The organism is Agathobaculum desmolans ATCC 43058, assembly GCF_000701665.1.
GTDB classification, from domain to species: domain Bacteria; phylum Bacillota; class Clostridia; order Oscillospirales; family Butyricicoccaceae; genus Agathobaculum; species Agathobaculum desmolans.
This window is the reverse complement of record NZ_JNJN01000022.1, coordinates 22,492-45,665: the sequence shown is the minus strand read 5'-3', so window position 1 is coordinate 45,665 and position 23,174 is coordinate 22,492. Positions and strand designations below refer to the sequence as shown.

The following is a 23,174-nucleotide window of genomic DNA, read 5'->3' as shown; positions in this document are numbered from 1 at the left end:
CAGACGAGCCTGTGTTCCTGTTCTTGGACAAGAAGCGTGCCGAGGGTAAGCCGTACTACGTTTACATGACGGCTGGTGCCAACAAGTTCCTGCGCCGTTACTACGGCAAGGTGATGACCTACTTCTCTACTCTGGATGGTCTGCCGCTTGTAGATATGGATTCCACCGGCCTGCAGCACGCGGACTAATCAACTGTAATTGACTCTTTCCGGTCGGCGTGTTTGCGGCGGCCTTTTTGTGTTGCACTTGTTTTCTACCTGCCGCCTACAAAGTTTTCTTTCGTCAAGTCCTGTTCGGGGCTTGACTTCTTATTTGCAGGCTTTCGCCTTCGCTTTATCCAAACAGACTGATCTGTGTGGTTTTGGGCATGGTGCCGAGCGCGCCGATCTGATCGAGCAGCTCGATGACTGATTTGGATGCCTTGGGGCAGCGCACCGCCATCTCTTCAGCGGACAGAAACCTGCCGTTTTTGCGCTCCTCTACAATATTCTGCGCCGCCTGTTCGCCGATGCCGGGCATCGAGGTGAACGGCGGGATCAAGCCGTTTTCGGTTACGATAAAGTTTACCGCATCCGATGTATACACATCCATCGGCTCGAAAACAAAACCGCGGCGGTAAAACTCGTGGCAGACCTCCAGCGTGGTCATCATTTCCTTTTCAGCCGCTGTGATGGTCTTTTCACGATCCTTCATCTGCAGCTCCTTAATTTTTTCAATGCAGACCTTATCGCCCTTTATCATGCAGGAAGCGTCAAATCCCTTGGCGCGCACCGAAAAATACGCCGAATAGAACGCAAGCGGGCGGTGTACCTTGAACCACGCGATGCGGAACGCCATCATAACATACGCGACCGCGTGCGCCTTGGGGAACATATACTTGATCTTTTTGCAGGAGTCGATATACCATTCCGGTACGTTCTGCTCGTTCATCGCGGACTCCATTTCTTCGGTCAGCCCCTTGCCCTTACGGACAGACTCCATCGTTTTGAATGCCAGCTTGGGCTTGACCCCCTGCAGAATCAGGTAGTTCATAATATCATCGCGGCAGCAGATACAGCCGGACAGCGGAATCCCCTTGCGCACCAGCTCGGCTGCGTTGCCCAGCCATACGTCCGTACCGTGGGACAGACCGGAAATCGACACCAGCTCGGCAAACGTAGAGGGATGGGTTTCTTTCACCATGCCGCGTACAAACTTGGTGCCGAACTCCGGCACCGCCAGACATCCCAGATCGCCGAGGATAGCATCCGTATCTGGATTTTCTCCCGTGTATTGCAGCGCCTTGCAGGAATGGAACAGGCTCATGGTATCCGGATCGTCCAGCGGGATCTCCTGCGCGTTGACACCGGTCAGGTTTTCGAGGTGCTTGATCATGGTCGGGTCATCGTGCCCCAGCTCGTCGAGCTTCAAAAGGTTTGCATCGATCGAGTGGTACTCGAAATGGGTGGTGATGATATCCGAATCCGGATCGTCCGCCGGGTGCTGCACCGGACAGACATCGTAAATTTCGATCTCCTTGGGCACAACTACCACGCCGCCCGGATGCTGTCCCGAGGTGCGCCGCACGCCGGTGCAGCCCGCCGCCAGCCGGTTTTCCTCCGCGCGCGAGCATTCGATGCCGCGCTCATCCATGTATTTTTTCACATAGCCGTAAGCGGTTTTTTCTGCCACCGTGCCGATCGTGCCCGCGCGGAACACATGATCGTGCCCGAAGATCTCACCGGTATAATAATGGATGCGGGACTGATATTCGCCTGCAAAATTCAAGTCGATATCGGGCACCTTATCGCCCTCAAAGCCGAGAAATGTCTCAAACGGAATATTGAAGCCCTGCTTGGTCAGGGGCTTGCCGCAGTTCGGACAGGTTTTGTCCGGCAGATCCACGCCGCAGGAGTATTCTTCATGCCACTCAATGTATTTATCATCCGGACACAGGTAGTGCGGCGCCAGTGAATTTACCTCGGTGATATCCGACATAAACGCCGCCAGCGACGAACCAACCGAACCACGCGAACCGACCAGATAGCCGTCCTGCAGGCTCTTGGTCACCAGCTTCTGCGCAATAATGTACATCACCGCATAGCCGTTGCCGATGATGGAGTTCAGCTCACGGTCGAGCCGCGCCTGCACCAGCTCGGGCAGCGGGTCACCATAGATCCGCTTCGCCTTTTCATAACACATATTGCGCAGATCATCCTCACAGCCGTCAATATGCGGCGGATAGTTCTCCCGCGGCACGGGACGGATCTGCTCGCACAGATCTGCGATCTGATTGGTGTTCTTAACCACCACTTCATACGCGCGGTCCTCGCCCAGATAGGAAAATTCCCGCAGCATTTCATCGGTCGATTTGAAGTACAGCGGCGCCTGATTATCCGCATCGCCAAAGCCCTGCCCTGCCATCAAGATGCGGCGGAACGCCTCATCCTCGGGTTCAAGGAAATGTACGTCGCCGGTCGCGCAGCAGGGCTTGCCCAACTCATCCGCCAGCCGCAGGATCGCGCGGTTCCAGTCGCGCAGCTGCTCCTCGTCCCGCGCCATGCCTTTGGCGATCATAAACTGGTTATTGCCGGTCGGCTGGATCTCCAGATAATCATAAAATGAAGCCAGACGCTTCAGCTCGTCCCACTCGGCGTTTGCAGTCAGCGCGCGAAACACCTCGCCCGCCTCGCATGCCGAGCCGAAAATCAGCCCCTCACGGTGGCGGATCAGCTCCGAGCGCGGCATGATCGGCCGCTTGTTGTAATACTCCAGAAAGCTCTTGGAAATCAGCTGGTACAGATTGCGCAGACCAGTCTGATTTTTCACCAGAATGATAAAATGATAGCGCGGCAGATTTTTCAGTTTATTTTTCCGGTCGGTCGTGGCGGCCAGCACGGGATTGATATCCGCCGTGGTCACCGCGTGCATTTCCTCCCGCAGCCGCGCCAGAAGCTTTACGAAAATGCGTCCCAGCACCGCAGCATCCTCACTGGCACGGTGATGCTCAAACGGGCCGACCGCCAGCTCCTTCGCCAGAATGTTCAGCTTGAACTTGTGCAAATGCGGCAGCATCAGGCGGGACATTTCCAGCGTATCGATCGCGGTGAACACCCGCTCGATCCCGAGCCGCTTGCATGCCGTGCGCAAAAAGCCCATATCGAAGCCTGCATTGTGCGCCACAAGCGGATACTGTCCCTCGCCCGCCCACGCAAGGAACTGCGGTACTGCCTCGGATAGTTCCGGCGCATCCGCAACCGTTTCATCCGAAATGCCGGTCAGCTTGGTGATCTCCTCGGGGATCGGCTTGTGCGGATTGACATACGTTTGAAAAGAGTCCTGAATCACGCCGCCGGTCACGCGGCAGGCGGCGATTTCGGTGATTTCCTCACTTGCGGGGTTGAGGCCGGTGGTTTCCAAATCGAACACGATAAACGTGCCGCTAAGCGGCTCGTCCGACGGCCCGCGCACCACCGAAAGGCTGTCCGCATCGTTGACATAGTACGCTTCAATGCCGTAGATGATCTTCATATCCCCGATGATACTCTTCTGCTTACCCTCCTGCGCATGCAGCGCTTCCGGGAACGCCTGCGCCACACCGTGATCGGTGATGGCCATGGCGCGGTGGCCCCACTGCGCTGCACGGCAGAGCAGCGCCGCGGTCGATGTCATGCCGTCCATCGCGCTCATATTGGTGTGCAGATGCAGCTCCACCCGCTTCATGCCCTCGGCCTTGTCCTGCCGGACGGGCTTTTTCGCTTTGACGATACCGGTCGGCTCGAGCACCATTTCCTTTGCATAGGAATCATACACCATGCGTCCCTGCACCGTGCAGTACAGGCCGTTTTTGATGTGCGATGCGGTATCGCCCGCCTTATCCGCCGCAAGAAACTTGGATACCCGCACCGAATTCGTGCGGTCGGTCATGTCAAAGGCGATCTTCACATAGTCCTTGCCGGTCTTTTTGCTGTGAATATCCTTATTCTCGGTAAAGAACACTTCGCCCTGCACCGTGACCATATCATACGCGGCGATCGCTTCGTTGACCGAAACGATGGGGTCCTGCATCAGCTTGCCGAAGATCAGATCGTCCTCACGCACCTTTTCCGCGCGCGGACGCTGGTAGCCGCTGTGCTCCTGCCGCGGCGCGGGACGCGGCTTTTTGGGCTTGGGTTCCGCCGGCGCTGCGGCAGCCGCCTCCGCCACTGCCTGCTGCAAAATTTCCTCACGCGCCGTTTCATCGATGGGCGGCGCAACCTCCTCCGCCGCTGCCCGCACCGCATGCACCGGACAGTGCAGCTCGGTCTCGCGCCGGATCCGCGCTTCCAGATGGCGCAGCGCATTGGCAAAATGCTTTTCGCTCACTTCATCCATTGGAATCTGCAAAGCGCCGTCCGCATATTCCCAGTTGCTGCAATCGAGCAGGCCGCGTGCCGACGGCATCCGGTACGCCATATCGTCATACAGCGAGCGGATATAGGCGCCGGTCAGTCCGTCCGGCATGGCATAGCGCGGCTCAATGCACACCCGTTCCAGCCCGTACTGCTTGGCGATCTGCTTTTCCGCTTTGGCAATCGCCTTGCGGCTGACCACCTCTTCCAGCGCCAGCTCAACCACCATTACGGTGTTATTATCCCCAAATGCGAGAGAACGCACCTCGCCCGCGGCAAGGTGCTGTTCTTCTGATACGCATTTGCAGTTTCCACATATATCAATAAGCTTTCCAGCCAAAGTATTCGCTCCTTAAAAACGCTCGATCTCTTCCATCAGCGCATCTACCAGCTGCTCCTGCGGCACTTTTTTCAGGATCTCGCCCTTGCGGAACACAAGGCCTTCGCCCTCGCCGCCCGCAATGCCGAGATCGGCCTCGCGCGCCTCTCCGGGGCCGTTGACCGCACAGCCCATCACGGCAACCTTAAGTTTTTTGCCGCGGATGTTCAGGCAGCGCTGCTCCACTTCCTTGGCAATGGCGATCAGGTCGATCCGGGTACGTCCGCAGGTCGGGCAGGAGACGACGTTGATCCCATCCTCCGCCCGGCCGACAGCCTTGAGGATCGCCTTGGCGGCATAGATCTCCTTCACCGGATCATCGGTCAGCGACACGCGGATGGTGTCCCCCACGCCCAGTGCCAGCAGGCCGCCGATCCCCGCAGCCGACTTGACCGTGCCCATGTACTCTGTGCCTGCCTCGGTCACGCCGAGATGCAGCGGATAGCCGGTCTTTTCGCTTGCCAGCAGATACGCCTGCATGGTATACGGCACGGAAGAGGACTTCATCGACAGACAGATATCAGTATAATCAAATTTCTCAAGCAGCGATGCGTGATACAGCGCGGAAGCGACCAATGCCTCCGGCGTCGGCCCGCCGTACTGCGCAAGGATGGATTTTTCCACCGAGCCCGAGTTGACCCCGATCCGGATGGGGATGCGCCGTGCCTTCGCCGCCTGCACCACAGCCTGCACACGATCCTCCCCACCGATATTGCCGGGGTTCAGCCGAATCTTATCCACGCCCGCCTCGATGGATTCCAGCGCGAGCCGGTAATCAAAATGTATATCCGCCACCACCGGCAGCGGGGAATGTGCGCAGATCTCCCGCAGGGTCTGCGCCGCCTGTTCATCCGGCACGGCGCAGCGCACGACCTCACAGCCGGCCTCCGCCAGCGCACGGATCTGCGCCAGAGTCGCCGCCGCGTCCCGCGTATCCGTATTGGTCATGGACTGGATCACCACCGGCGCGCCGCCGCCAACCAGCACGTCGCGGATCTTGATCTGTTTGGTTTGTTTCATGGTGTTTCCTCACTTTTCGGCGCAAAGCGCCTGTTCAATCGTTTTCAGCTTGCTGAAAACATAAAAAGTTGGGGGTATCTAATTATTTTACCGGCAGAAAGCAAAGTTTTGTTAAAACCTTTCTTCCCGCGAAATATATCCGATCCGCAGGGCAGGCATATTCCCCTTCCATTGAAACCGTGGTTTCAGTGGAGCAGCCGCAGGATATCCTGCCCTGTCACATATACCATCAGCGCAAGCAGCAGAATAAGGCCAACCGCGTGCACATAGCCTTCATACTTAGGCGGTACCGGCTTGCGGCGCACCGCTTCGATCAGCAGGAACACCAGCCGTCCGCCGTCCAGCGCCGGCAGCGGCAGCAGGTTCATCACGCCGAGGTTGACGGAAATAAACGCAACCAACTGCAAAAACGCTGTAATGCTGTAGCTTGCGGTTGTTGCCATCACGCCTGCCACGCCAACCGGCCCGGAGAGCTGGTCGATGCCGACCTGACCGCTGACCAACATTCCAAGGCTGGACCATACCATGCGCGCATAGTCCACCGCCGTGCACGCTGCCATGCGCAGGCGCATCCCGAAGCCGCCCGGCTGTTCGGCAAAGGTCAGGCCGATCATTTTGCGGCCGTTCTCCCCTTCAATCGTCGGTTCAAGCCGCACATCAGGCAGCGTCAGACGCTTCCCATCGCGCCGTACCACCACCTCATAGTTCGTATCCGTGCCGCGTGCCAGCGCAACCTCAAAATCACTGCGGAGCAGGATGCGGTAGCCATCCACCTTCAGGATCTCGTCCCCCGCCTGTAAGCCCTGCGCACCGGCAGCAGAACTGCGCGGATCCACCTGCTCCAAAGTGGAAACAACGTAGCCGCCATTCAATCCATTCGGCTGCATCACAGCCAAAATGATCAGAAAGCCGACTGCAAAATTCATCAGTGCGCCCGCCACAACAATCAGCATACGGCGCGGCAGGCTCGCCTTGCCGAATGCCCGCTGACTTTCGCTTTCGCTGTCCTCGCCCTCCATCACGCAGGCTCCGCCGAAAGGCAGCAGCTTCAGGCTGTACAGCGTGCCGTGATATTCCTTTTTGAGCAGCGTTGGCCCCATGCCGATCCAGAATTCATTAACCTGCACCCCGCCGCGTTTGGCGGTGATAAAATGCCCGAATTCATGCACGATTACCAGCATACCAAAGGCTAAAACGGCTAAAATGATTTGCAGCAAAGCGCCTCTCCTCTCCAACAATCCAACATGTGTTTATGCACGCACGATTTCGCGCGCAGCGCGGTCGGCCGCCAGCACATCCTCCAGCGACGCGGACGCATGGTACGGGATCTCGTCCAGCGCCTGCGCCACCCGCCCGGCAATTTCGGTAAAGCCGATCCGACCCGCAAGGAACAGCCCGACCGCCGCTTCGTTCGCGCCGTTGAGCACCGCGCCGCGGTCGCCCTTTAACTTTGCCGCATGGCGGGCAAGGCGCAGCGCGGGAAATGCCTGCTCATCGGGGGCAAAAAATGTCAGCTTCGCCAGTTCGGACAGATGCATACGCGGCACCTTGCAGGGCACCCGCATCGGCCAGGTCAGCGCATACTGAATGGGCAGACGCATATCCGGCAGGCCGAGCTGCGCGATCACCGCACCGTCCTCAAACTCCACTGCGGAGTGCAGGATGCTTTCCCGATGGATCACGATCTCGATATCCTCCGGCTCCATATCGTACAGCCACATCGCTTCGATCAGCTCCAGCCCCTTGTTCATCATGGTTGCCGAGTCGATCGTGATTTTGGCGCCCATGTTCCAGTTCGGGTGCGCCAGCGCCTGCTCGCGCGTCACATCCCGCATTTCCGCCGCGGTTTTGCCGAAAAACGGCCCGCCTGAAGCGGTAAGCAGAATCTTGCTCAGCCGGTTGCCCTGTGCGCCCTGCACACACTGGAAAATTGCCGAATGTTCGGAATCCACCGGCAAAATTTTCACGCCTTTTTCGCGTGCTGCGCGCATGACCAGCTCACCCGCACAGACCAGCGTTTCCTTGTTCGCCAGTGCAATATCCTTGCCGGCGTCGATCGCGGCAAGGGTCGGCAGCAGGCCGACCATGCCGACCACAGCGGTCACCACGATATCCGCGCCGCTCTCCGCGGCGCAGGCAGTCAGACCGTCCATCCCGGCCAACACACGGATATCGGTATCCGCGAGCCTGATTTTCAGCGTCCGCGCGGCCTCCTCATCAAAGGCACACACCATTTTCGGGTGCAGCGCCCGCGCCTGTTCTTCCAATAAGTCTATGCGTTTATTCGTCGTCAATGCGACGACTTCCGCATCGATCGAGGGTAAAATATCGACAGTCTGCGTGCCGATCGACCCGGTCGATCCTAAAATTGCAATTTTTTTCATATCGATACCTCTTGTATCTTCTTTGCCTAACCGCAAATACCGTTTGCGGCATAAAAAACGCGGTTTGCCTGCAAACCGCACCTACAAGGCAGATGCGGCGCTCCGCGTTGCATCCCAACACGCAATCGCCCGGGCAATGTCCGGGCGTATCGCCGGATGGTTGCTTCGGAACCATCCGGTGTATACAGAAGGTATGGGATACCCCCTGTACTTACCAGACGATTCGGAACAAAATCTCGGCAAACGGCGCAACAAACAGCACGCTGTCAAAGCGGTCGAGCACCCCGCCATGACCGGGGAAGATATGCCCGTAATCCTTAATGCCGGTCTGCCGCTTGATAATGGAAAAGGACAGGTCGCCGATCTCGCCGATCATCGCGCCCGCGCCGCCGAGTACCGCTGCCGACCAGAGCGGCATATCCAGATCCAGAAAAACGTTCATCAGCACCGCCGCCAGCAGCACCAGCACCGCGCCGCCAACCACGCCGCCAACCGCGCCTTCCACCGTTTTTTTCGGGCTGACCACAGGCGCCAGCTTGTGTTTGCCGAACAGCATGCCGGCAAACAGTGCGCAGGTATCCGCGCCCCATGCCGCCAGCAGCGGCAGCAGCACAAGGAACTGACCGATATGCAGCTCGGTATCGCGGATGGGCATAAAATTCATCTGGAAAATACGTACCAGACTGAGCATCAGGTACGGCACGGCCAGCGCACCGAAAAATCCCCACGCGATCTGCGATACCTTCATGCTGTCGTGGAATTTCAGTTCAATCGCAAACGAGCCGATCAGCAGCACGAATACCAGCCCCTGCATCACATCCTGCAGATCGAGCGGCAGGATACCAAAATGCCCCACCGCCAATCCAAGCGAGACCAACACGCACAGCAGCAGCTCCAGCCGGTTATGCACCAGCCGCGTCGAGCCGAGCACCTCCCATGTGGCCAGCACGCACAGGGCGGCTACCGCCAACTCCAGCACGATCGGCGGGAACACATACAGCGCGAGCAGCACCGCCGCAAAGCCTACCACACCGAATAAAACTCTTGCTTTCATATCGTCACTCCCCGCTTCCCGGATCATACGCCGCCAAAGCGGCGGTTTCTTTTATAAAATGCATCAATCGCTGCATCCATGTCTGCCGGCTTAAAATCCGGCCACAGAATATCGGTAAAATAATATTCCGCATAGGCGGACTGCCATAGCAGGAAATTCGAGGTGCGGATCTCGCCCGACGGACGGATGATCAAATCAGGGTCGGGCATATGCGCCGTATACAGATTTGCACGGATCGTTTCCTCTGTGATCTCCTCTGGCGCGAGCGCACCGTTTTTGACCTGCTCCGCGATTGCGCGGACGGCATTCTTGATCTCGTCCCGTCCGCCGTAATTGATGCACAGGCTGGCGGTCGCCGCCTCCGGTCCGAGCCGGTCGGCGATCTCATCCACCTCGCGGATCTGTGCGCGGATATCCGCCGGCAGCGGCGACAGGTCGCCCAGCACCCGCACAGCCACGCCGCGCTGGAACATGGTTTCCGCCGCCTCCTTCAGGTAAGCGCGGAACAAATTCATCAGCGCATCCACTTCCTCCTGCGGGCGCTTCCAGTTTTCCGTAGAAAAGGCATACACTGTAAAATATTGCACGCCGATATCCTTGCAGTACGTGGCAATGGTGCGGAAGGTCTCCGCCCCCACCTTATGCCCCGCCTGCCGCGGCAAACCGCGCTTTTTCGCCCAGCGGCCGTTGCCGTCCATGATAACCGCAATATGCCGCGGCACCGGCCGGTCTGCCGCCGGCGTATTCTTCTTTTTCTTTGTAAACAGACCCACGCTGCTTCCCCCATGCAAAGGGGCGGCGAACCCGCCGCCCCCCAAATCTTTACTTCAACAGGAAACCTTGTTCCCTTATCCACAGATGCCGCAGCATCTGCGATCCAATCCTCCATAAAAGCCTAGCTCTGCCGGGCTTTTATCCCGCTGCTTCGGGACAGGTGTCCCGAACCGCCCTTGCCGTGCAAGGGCGAGGGGGTTATCGAAAAAAGTTTCTTCGGAACTTTTTTCGTATCTAAGGGGGGACGGTGTCCCCCTTAGAGGTGTTTATACTTCTGCCAGCTCCTTCGACTTCTTTGCAACCATGCCGTCGATTTCCTTGACGTACTTATCGGTCAGCTTCTGCATTTTGTCTTCGCCTTCGTGCAGCTCGTCCTCGGTCATCTCGCTCTTTTTCTGCGCCGCCTTGAACTTATCAATCGCATCACGGCGGATATTGCGCAGCGCGACCTTGGATTCTTCGCCGATCTTGGATACGCCCTTGATCAGCTCCTTACGGCGCTCTTCGGTCAGCGGCGGAAAGTTCAGACGGATCTGCTTGCCGTCATTCTGCGGGTTGATGCCCAGATCCGAGGTCTGGATCGCCTTTTCGATCGCCTTGAGCACGGAAGCATCCCACGGCTGGATCGCCAGCGAACGCGGATCCGGCGTGGAGATCGCCGCCACCTGATTGAGCGGCGTCGGCGCGCCGTAGTACTCCACCGTGATCCGGTCGAGCACGGCGGGGTTGGCGCGGCCTGCGCGGATCGCCGCCAGATCCCGTGCCAGTACGTCGAGCGTTTTCTTCATCTTTTCTTCATAACTATTGAGCTGTGCCTTCATTTTTTGTCCTCCTCTACAATCGTGCCGATCTGTTCCCCATTGACCGCACGGTAAATATTTTCAGGGTCGGAAAGCGCAAATACCAGAATCGGGATATGGTTGTCCATGGAAAGCGAGGTTGCCGTCGTATCCATTACGCCCAGCCCCTGATTGAGCACATCCATATAAGAGAGCTTGTCATACTTTTTCGCATCCGGGTTTTTCGCCGGGTCGGAATCATACACACCGTCCACATTCTTGGCCAGCAGGATGACCTCCGCCCCGATCTCTGCTGCACGCAGCACCGCTGCCGTATCGGTCGAGAAGAAGGGATTGCCCGTGCCGCAGCCAAAAATCACAACGCGGCCCTTTTCCAGATGCCGGGTCGCCTTCTGGCGAATGTACGGCTCGGCGATGCGGTTCATTTCGATCGCGGTCTGCACACGCACCGGCACGCCGCGCTGCTCGAGCGCATCAGCCAATGCCAACGCATTGATCGTAGTCGCCAGCATCCCCATATGATCCGCGCGGGTGCGCTCCATCTTTCCGCCGCCGTCCTTGACGCCGCGCCAGAAGTTGCCGCCGCCTACGACCACACCGATCTCGCAGCCTTGCTCATTGCATTTTTTGATCACATCACATACCGGACCGATCACATCAAAATTCAGGCCAAAATGCTTATCGCCCGCCAGCGCTTCTCCGCTGATTTTGATCAGCACGCGTTTATATTTATGTGCTTCCATATGCCACTCTCCTCTTGCTTCGTTTTCCTGATTTATATTCTACCCTATCACAGCCTGTTTTGCAAAGGGTTTTACACAGTTTTCGATGAATACAACAATCCCGCCCCTGACGGAGCGGGATTGAGATCTGCAATTCAGATAATTACTTCAGAACGACTTCGCCGCCCAGACCGGTACGCGCGGTGATGTACTCGCGGCCCATCTTGGCATACTCGTACGGATTGGCCTTTGCCGGATCCTGCTCAGCCTCGACCATGATCCAGCCGGTGTAGCCGGCCTTATCAAGCAGGTCGAATACCTTGTCAAACTCTACGCAGCCGTCCGGATCGCCCGGTACAGTGAACGCGCCTGCACGAACGGCATCGAGGAAGGACCAGTGCTCTGCACGCGCCTTATCAACCAGCGGCATACGCATGTTCTTCAGATGTACGTGACCAACACGGTCTGCAAACTTCTCGAGCATCTTGACCGGATCCTCGCCCGCAAAGGTGAAGTGGCCGGTATCGAAGCACAGGAACACGTACTTGGGATCGGTGTTCTCCATCAGGCGGGTGGTTTCCTCCACAGTCTGGCACACCGTGCCCATGTGGTGGTGGAAGCAGGTGCGGATGCCGTACTTCTCCATGGACAGCTTGCCCAGCTTGTTCATGCCGTCGCAGAAGCGGTTCCACTCCTCATCGGTCAGCACGCGCTTGTTCTCCATATCGAGCACAGCGGTGTCGAGCTTGCCCTGAATCGAGCCGGACTGCTCGGAAACATTGATCGCGGTAGCGCCAACAAAGGACAGGTACTCCAGCTCCTTGATGAACTCGGCCTCTACCTCTTCATACGGCTTATCAACGAGGAAAGAGGAGAACCACTTGGAAGCGATGGTCATATTGCGCACGTCCAGCATGTGCTTGAGGACTTCCTTATCCTCCGGATACTTGTGACCAACCTCGCAGCCGTCAAAGCCGGCGAGCTTCATCTCCGAAATGCACTGCTGGAACGTGTTCTCGTCACCGAGATCCCACATATCATCGTTGGTCCAGCCGATCGGGCAAATGCCGAGTCTTACTTTCTTCGGATCTAACATGTTATTCCCTCCATAATCTTCTCTCATATACCACACGTTTGTGCGTGGTCAGCTATCGCTTTTATTGTACCCAACAATTCACCAAAAGTCAAACGCATTTTTGCACGAAACACCCTGTGCAAATCTTTCTTTCACAAAATGCACAGCGCCATGTGCACGAGCACGCACTTACCCTGCGGCACACCAGACACGCTGACGCCCCCGCTATCCGCGCCGCTGCCCGCCCCCTGTTCAAATGCGGGCTACGCCTGTTTCCCGTGCCGCCTGCGCCACCGCATCCGCCACCGCGCGGATGACCTTTTCATCAAACGCCATCGGCATGATATACTCCGGCGCCAGTGCCTCGTCCGGCACACAGCCCGCGATCGCCCGCGCCGCGGCCAGCTTCATCTCCTCATTGATATCGCTTGCACGCACATCCAGCGCCCCGCGGAAGATGCCCGGAAATGCCAGCACATTGTTGATCTGATTGGGATAGTCCGACCGGCCTGTGCCAACAACCGCCGCGCCGCCCTTTTTGGCATCCTCCGGCCAGATTTCGGGCACCGGATTGGCCATAGCAAATACCATTGGCTGATCGGCCATGGTGGAAACCATTTCGCTTGTCAGCACCTGCGGAGCAGACATGCCGAAAAACACATCCGCACCGCGGATCGCATCCGCCAGCGTACCGGTCATGTGGCTGCGATTGGTCACACGCGCCATCTCCTGCTGTGCCAGATTGAGCCGCTCGTCCCCTTCGCACACGATGCCGAAGCGCTCAACCATGGTCACATCTTTTACACCGAGGAACATCAAGAACTTCGTCACCGCAATCGCCGCAGCGCCGCAGCCGTTAACCACCATGCGGATCTCCTCTACCCGTCGGCCGGTCAGCCGGCAGGCATTGAGCAGCGCAGCACCGCAGCATACCGCCGTGCCGTGCTGATCATCATGAAAGACCGGGATATCGCACACCTCTTTAAGCCGCCGCTCGATCTCAAAACAGCGCGGCGCCGCGATATCCTCCAGATTGATGCCGCCAAACGAGCCGGAGATCAGCTCGATCGTGCGCACGATCTCGTCCACATCCTTGCTCCTTACGCAAAGAGGGAACGCATCCACATCGGCAAACGCCTTGAACAGCGCGCACTTGCCCTCCATCACCGGCATACCGGCCTCCGGTCCGATATCCCCCAAACCGAGCACAGCTGTGCCGTCCGTAATAACCGCCACTAAATTGTGACGGCGGGTATAGGTATAGCTCAGGGAAGGATCTTCCTTGATTTTGAGGCACGGCTCGGCAACACCGGGCGTGTAGGCGATCGAAAGATCCTCCTTACTGTTTACCGCACAGCGCGCAACGACCTCGATCTTGCCGCCCCATTCTTTGTGCGCTTCGAGCGCGCGTCCCTTCAGATCCATACCCATATTCCTCCGTTATTTATACTGTTTGTCGACCGTCCCGCTGTCCGGCGAACGGCCGGTTATTTTTCCATTATACACCGCCCCGGCAGGATTGTCATGCGTTTTGTGTATCTTCCTGCTCCCTCCGGCGCATCAGCTTGGGGAACAGTACAAAGTACGCCACCCCGGATACACTGGCCGACAGGATATCCGACAGCGGCTCGGCATACAGCAGTGTCGTTGCCGAAAACATTGCCGGCAGGATAAATACGCCCGCCAAAAAGATCAGCTTGCGGAACATGGAGAACAGCAGCCCCCATTTCACCAGCCCCATACCGGTCAGTCCATCCACAAAAGGATACTGCACCGCCAGACCGACCACGCCCAGCGTATAGATGCGGATCATCCAAGCCGCCATCTCGATATTGGCCGGATCGTCAGTAAATATGCCGGCAAATACACGGGGTATGGTCTGTGCAGCCGCAAACATCACCGCCGTAAACACAAAACACAGCAGCACGATATACTTCTCCGCGCGAACCACCCGCTTGGTATCACCTGCACCGTAATTATATCCTAAAATCGACTGTGTCCCCGCTGTGATGCCGCCCAACGGCATGGTGATGATGAGCATAAAGCTTTGCAAAATCGCCGCGCAGGCGATCAGCATATCGCTGTCCGTACCGCCGTAACGGCGCAGCATCACGTTTACCGAAATCAGCAGCACATTATCCAGCGCAATGATGAGCGCCGGGGACAGGCCGACCTGCACAATGCGCCGCAGCCATCCCACACGCAGCGGCTGCCGCGTAATACCGACCAGCGCCCGCCTGCCGAACAAAAACCGCAGCGTATAGGCGGTCGAGCACGCCTGTGATACAACGGTAGCCAGCGCCGCACCGCGCACGCCCATATCCATCCAAAAAATAAATACCGGATCGAACACGATATTGACCGCCGCCCCCAATATAACCGAACGCATCGCGGTTCCGGAAAAGCCCTGACTCATCACAATCTGATTCAGCCCCACGCTGAGCAGCGCAAATACCGTACCGGATACATACGTGGTAAAATACGCCTCCGCATACGGCCATAGCTGTTCACTGGCGCCGAATGCAAACAGGATCGGCTGCCGCAGCAGCAATACCGGAACAGTTACCAGCGCCGACAGGAGCAGCAGCAGATAAAAGCTGTTGGCAACGATCTGCCGCGCACCCTCCATATCCCGCCGCCCCATGCGGATGCTCATCAGCGGCCCGCCGCCGAAACCGACCAGCACCGCAAACGCCGTAATCATGGTGACGACCGGCGCGCACACGCCGACGCCTGCCAGCGAATCCGCTCCCGCGCCTGCAATGTGACCGACATACACCCGATCCACCACACTGTATAAAATATTCACAAACTGCGCCAACATCGCCGGGATGGCAAGCTGTAACACCAGCTTACCCACCGGAGCGGTGCCCAGCGGACTTTCCGTCTGCTGCATCGCCGTTCTCCCCCTTTATAAATCGTGATATCCTTCCACCATTATAGGAGGGGAAAGCGCTTTCGTAAAGATGCTTTTTTCCCCATCCTGATTTATTTTCGGACTGTCGGAAATCCAATATACCGCACCCGTTTGACCCACATCACAGCATAGCCGTCTGCCAAAGCAAGCAAAAGCGGCAGCCGAAGCTGCCGCTTTTTGTTCATTCTACTGCTGCGCTTACTTGCGGGCGATCGCCTTTTTGGCTGCCTCTACAATGTGCGCGGCCGTCAGGCCATACTCTTCACGCAGGAAGCCTTCTGCGCCAACCTGACCGAAGCGATCCTCAACACCGACCATTTCCATCGGAACCGGGCAGTTCTGGATCACCACATTGGCAATCGCAGAGCCGAGACCGCACTTAACCTGATGGTTTTCAGCCGTTACGATCGCGCCGCACTCCTTGGCGGAATCGATCACAAGCTGCTCATCGAGCGGCTTCCAAGTGAACATGTCGATGATCTTGGCGGAGATGCCCTCTGCCGCGAGCTGCTCCTGCGCCTTCAGCGCTTCATCTACCATAATACCGGAGGCGATGATAGCAACATCCTTGCCTTCCTTCAGGGTAACGCCCTTGCCGATCTCGAACTCGGAGCCGTCCGCATAAACAGTGGTAAACGTCTTGCGGATCATGCGCATGTAAGAGAACTTACCGGACTCTGCCAGCTTCTTGGTCAGGCAGTTGATCTGCGCATAGTCAACCGGATCGAGCACAACCGCATCCGGAATGGACAGATACAGAGCGCAGTCCTCAAACGGCATATGGGTGCCGCCGTTGTAAGCTGCACATACGCCGGGGTCGGAACCGACAACATGCACCGGCAGCTTGGCATAAGCCGCGGACATGAACGCCTGATCGAATGCACGGCGGGAAGCGAAGCAGCCGAAGGAGTGCATAAACACGGTCTTGCCGGTCGCACACAGGCCTGCGGCAACGCCCATCGCGTTAGCTTCCGCAATGCCGGCGTTGATGGTGCGCTCCGGATATGCCTTGGCCAGCTTACCGGTATTGATGCAGTTCTCCAGGTCGCAGTCAATGTGCATGACCGAGGAGTCCTTCTCCATCATCTCGAGCATCGCGTTAACGTAGCCGTCACGGTTTGCACGGGAATCCTTTTCGTGTTTGCCAATCAAAGTAAAGCTCATGTTCGTACCCTCCCTTACTGTGCCTTGATCTCAGCGAGCTGCTTCTCAGCGTAAGCAATGGCTTCATCCCACTGCTCCTTGGACGGCTGAGAGGAGTGCGCGCCCGTACCGTCGGCAAAGGTAGCGCCCTTGCCCTTTACGGTGTTCAGCACAATGCAGGTCGGCACGTCCTTGGTTGCATAAGCGGCCTGAACAGCGTCGTAGATCTGCTCTACGTCGTTGCCGTCGGCGCACTCTACCACGTTCCAGCCAAACGCCGCGAACTTTGCACCGATGCCGTTGGCGTGCTTCATAACGGTCTCGCAGGAGCCGTCGAGCTGGTACTTGTTGTCATCCACAAAGCAGACGAGATTGTCCAGCTTATAGTGAACGGCAAACTGAGCAGCCTCCCATACCTGGCCCTCGTCCGCCTCGCCGTCGCCCACAAACACGAATACGTGGTTGTCGCGGCCGTCGATCTTGTTGCCGAGCGCAGCGCCCGTAGCGGTGGACATGCCCTGACCGAGCGAGCCGGTCGTCAGGTCAACACCGGGGGTCTTGGTGCGGTCGGTGTGGGACGGGAAGTTGGTGTGGGGCTGGTTGAGCGTATAAGCGTTCTCCAGCGGGTAAAATCCCTTCAGGCCGAGGGTAGCGTACATCGCCGGGCCGGCATGACCCTTGGACAGAACGCACCAGTCACGATCCTCCCAACGGGGATTCTTGGGATCGACCTTCATCACATCACCGTACAGTACGGCGAGTGCATCGATAATGGACATCGAGCCGCCCACATGGCCAAAGCCGAGCGAGCCGATGGTCTTGAGGGTCTCCAAACGGATTTCCTGAGCAAATACGCGAAGCTCCTGCATCTTTTCTGCTTTCTGCATTGCATACACCTGCCTAATCAAAAATTATTTTCTCTCCGCGGAACAGGTTCCAGCGCGCAGCGGCAGAGCACCGCTGCTTATCGATATCAGTGTATCACCAAGCTACCCAGATTTCAACCAAAATCCACACATTTGTTTACAAAAATTCCACCCGCCCTTTGGGGCTGCCGGAAAAATCAATAAAAATTCCCGACGAAAAACAGGAAATTTGTTTGTTATGTCTTGGTTGTATTTTTATTTCTTCTTGGTCACATTCCCAGACGCAGCAGTTCCCGTCCCGGCACGCCGCTTGTGCAGCCGGAACTGTTCAATCTCCGCTAAATATCTGCTTTTTTCAGCAAGCCTGGCTGCCGCATCCAACCGCAAAGAAAATAATTCCCCTTTATTTTTCACATTCTCTTCGCATTTTTGGTGAAAATCCGCCGTATCAGCCGAAATAATCAACTTTTCATCGACATATCTCCAAAAAACTAAACCTTTTCCCTTTTCAGATAACTGTGGACAATTTGTTCAATATTTGATACACTAGAAATAATTGTTCTGGTTACATTTCGGTTAAGATCGGGGATAGAAAGATGAAAGTCAGCCGACTCAATTCCATAGAGCAGTATGTCATTTCACGCGAGACCGTCAGCATTGATGAACTTTGCGAGGTTTTCGGCGTATCCAAAAACACCATCCGCCGCGACCTAAACGAGCTTGAAGTACGCGGCCACATCACCAAGGTTTACGGCGGCGTAACCGCCACCGTGCCATCCGGCGCAGTGCCGACGCCTATCCGCTCGGGTCTCAATCCAATCGACAAGTCACTGATCGGACGGCTCGCAGCAGAAGAAGTGCAGGACGGGGATACTATTTTTATCGACTCCGGCACCACAACGTTGTGTCTGCTGCGGTTTCTGGTCGCAAAAAAACGTCTTACCATCATCACACACTCGCTCGGCGCTCTGAGCGAGGCCTCCAAGTATGATAACCTGAATGTCATTTCGCTGGGCGGCATTTACAGCCCCACTACCGATTCTTTCGTCGGTCTTTCCACAATCGAAGCCCTGTCCGCTATGCGTATCAATAAGGCATTCATGGGTGCGACCGGTGTATCGCTCACCGCCGGCATGACAAACACCACATTTCTGGAAGCAGAGATCAAGCGTGCTGTTGTGCAGCGTGCGGACAGTATTTACGGCATGGTGGATTCCTCCAAAATCGGTAAGGAAGCCATCGTTACCTTCTGCCACCTGAAGGATCTGACCGCCTTTATCACCGACCGCGAACCCCCTAAGGAGTACGTGGAACTGTGTCAGCAGGAAAATGTTCTGCTTCGGTATGAATAATACCGGCCGGCACGACTGTTTTCCTATCAGGGTTTTCCGGTTATTTCTGCCGGATCTGCTGTGCCGCATCAAAACAACATATTTTTGACCATCTTCCGTCCGGTTCACCTATGTGAGCCGGACTTTTTTGTGCAGCACAACAGTTTAGAGTGCAGCACTGTTTTTTCGGTAATGGGACGGGGATACCCCATACACGGTGCGGAAGCGTTTGATAAAATAGCTGAAATTATCAAACCCCACATTAAAGCCCACCTCCATAACCGGCAGATCGGTCTCCCGCAGCAGGCGAGCTGCCTGCTCAATCCGCAGGGAATTAACATGCTGGGTAAACGTGCGCCCGAAATTATCCCGAAAAAAACCACTGAAATACTGCGGGGTCAAGCCAAACCGCGCCGCAACCTCGGTAAGCGTCAACGGTTCGGTAAAATGCTCGCCCAGATACCCCACGATCTCTTTGAGCTGACGCGCCTTGTAATCCGCATTCGGACGAACCTGCCGTCCGGTCAGGCAGCCGTTTTGGGCGCAAACCGCCACAATTCCGAGCAGCGCCGCCTTAACCGCCAACTGGCAGCCTGCCGCCTTGGTCTGCCATGCGCGCACAATCTGCGCCAGCAGGGTGCGCACCTCCCGCTGCCCGGGCGCGCCTGCCCGCAGGCAGGTCGCAAAACGCAGCCGCCCCTCAGCCAGCGGACGCAGCAGCTCGATCTCGGTCAGATCGCCGCGTGCAAACTGCAGAAAATCCACCGGAAACACAAAGGAACGGAACTGGTTTTCCCGTCCGGCGGCTCGTATCTCATGCAGCTCCTCCCCTGCGGCGAAGAATACATCACCGTGCACGCCCTCATAAATATGGTCGGCAATGGTCAGCGAAACGCGGCCGCTGTCCACCGTAATGATCTCCAGTTCCGGATGCCAGTGATATGGAATAAAATCACTGTCATCCGCCTCACTCCCATCCAGTGCCGGATAGATTTGAAACGGGAAGGCCAGTGTGCCGTGCTCCTTTTTCTCGCGCCGTGCCGCATCCATGCGATCCCTCCGTTTTTCCTTAAAATCGTGTTATTGTTGATTAAGATATTACAAGCATTTTTGCCGTTCTATGCTATAATTATAAATAGTTCAGGGAACATTCGCAAGAGTACAGCACAAAATCATCGTATTTTTGTTGTATCATTTGCAAGAAGCGGCCTCACCGTTTTTGTGATAAATGACGAACCGTTCCCATCCGCGGGTGAACAGTTGAAACCGTTTGCCGCCGCATGTTATAATAGTAGGTGGAGGACCGTCCGGTCATCCGCCGGTATCCGGTATCAAACTGCCGGCTGCCGCACCAAAAATTCTTTTTTGGAGGGAATTCCGTTATGTACATTGATAAGCAAGTCAAGCGCGGATACAACGAGTACATCCGTTTGGATGAAGGTATCGGCAAGGATGCCATGATGGACGTTGCACTCCTCGTCATGGAGGATGGCGACACCCACTCGTTCGAAGAAGCCGAGAAGGAGCTGGCCGCACTGGTATTCGACGGCAAGTGCACCATCGAGTGGGATGACCAGTCCTACGATGTAGACCGTCCCAACCCGTTCGACTACAATCCGTCCTGCCTGCATGTATGCAAGGGCACCAAGGTGAAGATCACCGCGCACGGCCCCTGCCATATCTATATTCAGAAGACGCTCAACGAAAAAACGTTCCCGAACAAGATGTACAAGCCCGAAGAAACCGATACTTGGGCGCGCGGCGCCAACGGCGAGCTGATGGGCTGCATCAAGCGTGATGTCCGCACCTGCTTTGATCTGGACAACGCGCCCTATTCCAACATGGTGCTGGGCGAAGTGGTCAACCTGCCGGGCAAGTGGTCGAGCTATCCGCCGCACCATCATCCGCAGCCCGAGGTTTACTTCTACCGCTATGACCGTCCGCAGGGCTTCGGCGCCGGCTGGGCCAACGGCGAGATTTATGAAACCCGCCACAACGGCCTTGCGATCATCACCGATAAGATGCATTCTCAGGTCACCGCGCCGGGCTACTCCTGCTGCTACGCATGGGGCATCCGCCATCTGCCGGGCGATCCGTGGGATAAGACCCGCATTGACGACGAAGAGCACCTGTGGCTGCTCGAGGATGATGCAAACGATCACATCTGGCACTGCCCGACCGGAAACTAATTTCCCAGCGAGCACTGTTCCGCCCCCGCAGCACCCCCGGCTATCTCCGGCGGAACGGAATTGCTTGGCCGCACCGCGGCCGTCCGTCCGGCACCCCGGTACCGGACAAATCCAGTGAGAGAAAATATTTTTAGGAGGAATTCACCTTATGAAGCATATGGAAACTGTCCGCCTGACCGCTTCTCAGGCACTCGTCCGCTTCCTCGAGAACCAGTATGTCAGCTACATCGACATGGACGGCAACGAGCAGGAGCATAAGTTCGTCAAGGGCATCTTCATGCTGCCCGGCCACGGCAACGTCGTTGGCTTCTGCAACGGCGTAGAGCAGGAGCTCAAGGACATGGTCGTTTATCAGGGCAAGAACGAGCAGGGCATGGCGCTGGCCGCTGTCGGCTACGCTAAGCAGATGCGCCGCAAGCAGATCTTCGCGGCCACCTCGTCTGTCGGCCCCGGCGCATGCAACATGATCACCGCTGCTGCGACTGCGACTGCCAACAACATCCCGGTTCTGATCCTGCCGGGCGACATTTACGCTTCCCGTCAGCCTGACCCGGTTCTCCAGCAGATGGAGCAGCCGCACAACCTGTCCATCTCCGCGCACGACGCGTTCCAGGCTGTCACCAAGTACTGGGGCCGCATCAACCGTCCGGAGCAGGTCATGACCGACATGATCTCCGCGATGCGTGTGCTGACCGACACCGCCAACACCGGCGCTGTTGCGATCTCGCTGCCGCAGGACGTACAGGCGGAAGCCTATGACTATCCGGTCGACTTCTTCCAGAAGCGCGTATGGCGCATCGACCGCCGTCCGATTACCAAGTATGCGCTTGAGAAGGCTGTTGAGGTCATCAAGAACGCTAAGAAGCCGCTCCTGATCTGCGGCGGCGGCGTACGCTACGCTGAGGCGCACAAGGTATTCAAGAAGTTCGCTGAGGACTTCGGCATTGCCTTCGGCGAGACTCAGGCGGGCAAGAGCGCAGTTGAATGGACCCACGAGCTGAACCTCGGCGGTCTGGGCACCACCGGCGGCATCGCTGCCAACAAGCTGGCCCACGAGGCGGACGTTGTTATCGGCGTCGGCACCCGCTACACTGACTTCACCACCGCTTCCAAGTGGCTGTACCGCACGGACGCTAAGTTCGTCAACATCAACCCGTCCGAGTTCCAGGCGTACAAGATGGACGCTACCCCGGTTGTGGCTGATGCCAACGAGGCGCTGACCGCTATCGGCGAGGAACTCAAGAAGATCGGCTACCACACCGACGAAGCGTATGCCAAGGCTATCGCGGCTTACCGCAGGGAGTGGTACGACGAGGTTGACCGTCTGGACAACTGCGTCTACACCGATAAGGAAACCTTCACCCCCGAGTGCAACGACGCTAACCGCCAGTGCGTTGAGAAGTACATCGAGGACACTGGCTGCAAGCTGTGCCAGACCACGGTACTCGGTGCGATCAACAAGCTGATCGACGACGACGCGATCGTCTGCGCGGCTGCCGGCTCTCTGCCGGGCGACATGCAGGGTCTGTGGCGTGCACGCAAGATCAACACCTATCACATGGAGTATGGTTACTCCTGCATGGGTTACGAAATCGCTTCCGCGCTGGGCGCTAAGCTGGCTTGCCCGGATCAGGAAGTTTACGCAATGTGCGGCGACGGCTCGTTCGATATGCTGCACTCCGAGCTAATCACCTCTGTCCAGATCGGCAAGAAGATCAACGTCATGCTGTTTGACAACGCTTCCTTCGGCTGCATCAACAACCTCGAGGTTGGTCAGGGCAATGCCTCGATCTGCACCGAGAAGAACATGCTCGAGGAAGGCGTTACCAACGGCATCCACAAGGGCAAGGTTATCCAGGTCGACTACGCTGCTATCGGCGCGGCTTACGGCTGCAAGACCTACACCGTCAAGACCATGGAAGAGCTCGAGGCTGCTATCGCGGACGCCAAGAAGCAGACCGTTTCCACTGTTATCGACATGAAGGTTCTGCCCAAGACCATGTCTGCCGGTTATGAGGCTTGGTGGCGTGTAGGTGTCGCTGAGGTCTCTGAGAAGCCTGAAGTACAGGCTGCCCGCAAGCGCATCGAGGATCACCTCTGGGAGTCCCGTCATTATTGATATCCCTGTCGGCAACAGGCACAGGAATCCC

General features: G+C 57.1%; 18 protein-coding genes and 1 pseudogene. 4 read left to right on the top strand and 15 right to left on the bottom strand.

From position 1 onward, the window contains the following. Positions 1 to 188 (top strand): annotated as a pseudogene (locus tag T363_RS0107250) (hypothetical protein); the annotation flags it as partial. Positions 189 to 333: 145 nt separating this feature from the next. Here the strand turns inward: T363_RS0107250 and T363_RS0107245 are convergent. The 14 genes from T363_RS0107245 to T363_RS0107175 all read right to left on the bottom strand — a co-directional run bounded on the left by T363_RS0107245 (position 334) and on the right by T363_RS0107175 (position 17,969). After that, on the bottom strand, positions 334 to 4,710 hold the full coding sequence (locus T363_RS0107245) for a PolC-type DNA polymerase III (protein WP_242840246.1): 4,377 nt from the start codon (positions 4,708 to 4,710) through the stop codon (positions 334 to 336). 12 nt (positions 4,711 to 4,722) lie between these two features. Next, positions 4,723 to 5,769: a flavodoxin-dependent (E)-4-hydroxy-3-methylbut-2-enyl-diphosphate synthase gene (ispG, locus tag T363_RS0107240; RefSeq protein ID WP_031474640.1), complete on the bottom strand. Its 1,047-nt coding sequence runs from the start codon at positions 5,767 to 5,769 to the stop codon at positions 4,723 to 4,725. Positions 5,770 to 5,954: 185 nt separating this feature from the next. Next, a complete protein-coding gene (gene rseP / locus T363_RS0107235) occupies positions 5,955 to 6,986 on the bottom strand; it encodes an RIP metalloprotease RseP (RefSeq protein WP_078096952.1) in 1,032 nt (343 codons plus the stop codon). Positions 6,987 to 7,019: 33 nt separating this feature from the next. Then, positions 7,020 to 8,153, bottom strand: a complete 1,134-nt coding sequence (locus tag T363_RS0107230; protein ID WP_031474636.1) for a 1-deoxy-D-xylulose-5-phosphate reductoisomerase — start codon at positions 8,151 to 8,153, stop codon at positions 7,020 to 7,022. A gap of 211 nt (positions 8,154 to 8,364) precedes the next feature. Next, positions 8,365 to 9,207: a phosphatidate cytidylyltransferase gene (locus T363_RS0107225; RefSeq protein ID WP_031474634.1), complete on the bottom strand. Its 843-nt coding sequence runs from the start codon at positions 9,205 to 9,207 to the stop codon at positions 8,365 to 8,367. 23 nt (positions 9,208 to 9,230) lie between these two features. Continuing rightward, entirely contained in the window at positions 9,231 to 9,980 is a 750-nt protein-coding gene (locus T363_RS0107220) for an isoprenyl transferase (protein WP_031474632.1), read from the bottom strand. Positions 9,981 to 10,247: 267 nt separating this feature from the next. Beyond that, on the bottom strand, positions 10,248 to 10,802 hold the full coding sequence (frr, locus tag T363_RS0107215) for a ribosome recycling factor (protein WP_031474631.1): 555 nt from the start codon (positions 10,800 to 10,802) through the stop codon (positions 10,248 to 10,250). After that, positions 10,799 to 11,524, bottom strand: a complete 726-nt coding sequence (gene pyrH / locus T363_RS0107210) for a UMP kinase (RefSeq protein WP_031474630.1) — start codon at positions 11,522 to 11,524, stop codon at positions 10,799 to 10,801. The genes frr and pyrH overlap by 4 nt, the downstream gene beginning before the upstream one ends. 142 nt (positions 11,525 to 11,666) lie before the next feature. Then, the gene (gene iolE, locus T363_RS0107205) at positions 11,667 to 12,599 is read right to left on the bottom strand and encodes a myo-inosose-2 dehydratase (protein ID WP_031474628.1); all 933 of its coding nucleotides are present in this window, start codon (positions 12,597 to 12,599) and stop codon (positions 11,667 to 11,669) included. Positions 12,600 to 12,830: 231 nt separating this feature from the next. Beyond that, the gene (locus tag T363_RS0107200) at positions 12,831 to 14,003 is read right to left on the bottom strand and encodes an NAD(P)-dependent malic enzyme (protein ID WP_031474626.1); all 1,173 of its coding nucleotides are present in this window, start codon (positions 14,001 to 14,003) and stop codon (positions 12,831 to 12,833) included. Positions 14,004 to 14,100: 97 nt separating this feature from the next. Beyond that, positions 14,101 to 15,474 (bottom strand): MATE family efflux transporter, encoded by a 1,374-nt coding sequence (locus T363_RS0107195; protein ID WP_031474624.1) that lies wholly within the window; start codon positions 15,472 to 15,474, stop codon positions 14,101 to 14,103. Positions 15,475 to 15,693: 219 nt separating this feature from the next. Then, positions 15,694 to 16,659, bottom strand: a complete 966-nt coding sequence (locus T363_RS0107185; protein WP_031474622.1) for a transketolase family protein — start codon at positions 16,657 to 16,659, stop codon at positions 15,694 to 15,696. Positions 16,660 to 16,673: 14 nt separating this feature from the next. Next, positions 16,674 to 17,525, bottom strand: a complete 852-nt coding sequence (locus T363_RS0107180; protein WP_031474620.1) for a transketolase — start codon at positions 17,523 to 17,525, stop codon at positions 16,674 to 16,676. A 234-nt stretch (positions 17,526 to 17,759) separates the two neighbouring features. Next, on the bottom strand, positions 17,760 to 17,969 hold the full coding sequence (locus T363_RS0107175) for a hypothetical protein (RefSeq protein ID WP_031474618.1): 210 nt from the start codon (positions 17,967 to 17,969) through the stop codon (positions 17,760 to 17,762). 131 nt (positions 17,970 to 18,100) lie between these two features. Between T363_RS0107175 and T363_RS0107170 the strand changes: the two genes are divergently transcribed. Continuing rightward, positions 18,101 to 18,856 (top strand): DeoR/GlpR family DNA-binding transcription regulator, encoded by a 756-nt coding sequence (locus T363_RS0107170; RefSeq protein ID WP_031474616.1) that lies wholly within the window; start codon positions 18,101 to 18,103, stop codon positions 18,854 to 18,856. 144 nt (positions 18,857 to 19,000) lie between these two features. Here T363_RS0107170 and T363_RS0107160 read toward each other — a convergent pair whose 3' ends face one another. Continuing rightward, positions 19,001 to 19,885: an AraC family transcriptional regulator gene (locus T363_RS0107160; protein WP_031474614.1), complete on the bottom strand. Its 885-nt coding sequence runs from the start codon at positions 19,883 to 19,885 to the stop codon at positions 19,001 to 19,003. A 332-nt stretch (positions 19,886 to 20,217) separates the two neighbouring features. Here T363_RS0107160 and T363_RS0107155 point away from each other — a divergent pair, with 332 nt between their 5' ends. Together T363_RS0107155 and iolD are read left to right on the top strand one after the other, a co-directional pair. Further along, on the top strand, positions 20,218 to 21,024 hold the full coding sequence (locus tag T363_RS0107155) for a 5-deoxy-glucuronate isomerase (RefSeq protein WP_031474612.1): 807 nt from the start codon (positions 20,218 to 20,220) through the stop codon (positions 21,022 to 21,024). Between the two features lie 157 nt (positions 21,025 to 21,181). Next, on the top strand, positions 21,182 to 23,143 hold the full coding sequence (iolD, locus tag T363_RS0107150; protein WP_031474610.1) for a 3D-(3,5/4)-trihydroxycyclohexane-1,2-dione acylhydrolase (decyclizing): 1,962 nt from the start codon (positions 21,182 to 21,184) through the stop codon (positions 23,141 to 23,143). Positions 23,144 to 23,174: the final 31 nt, after the last annotated feature.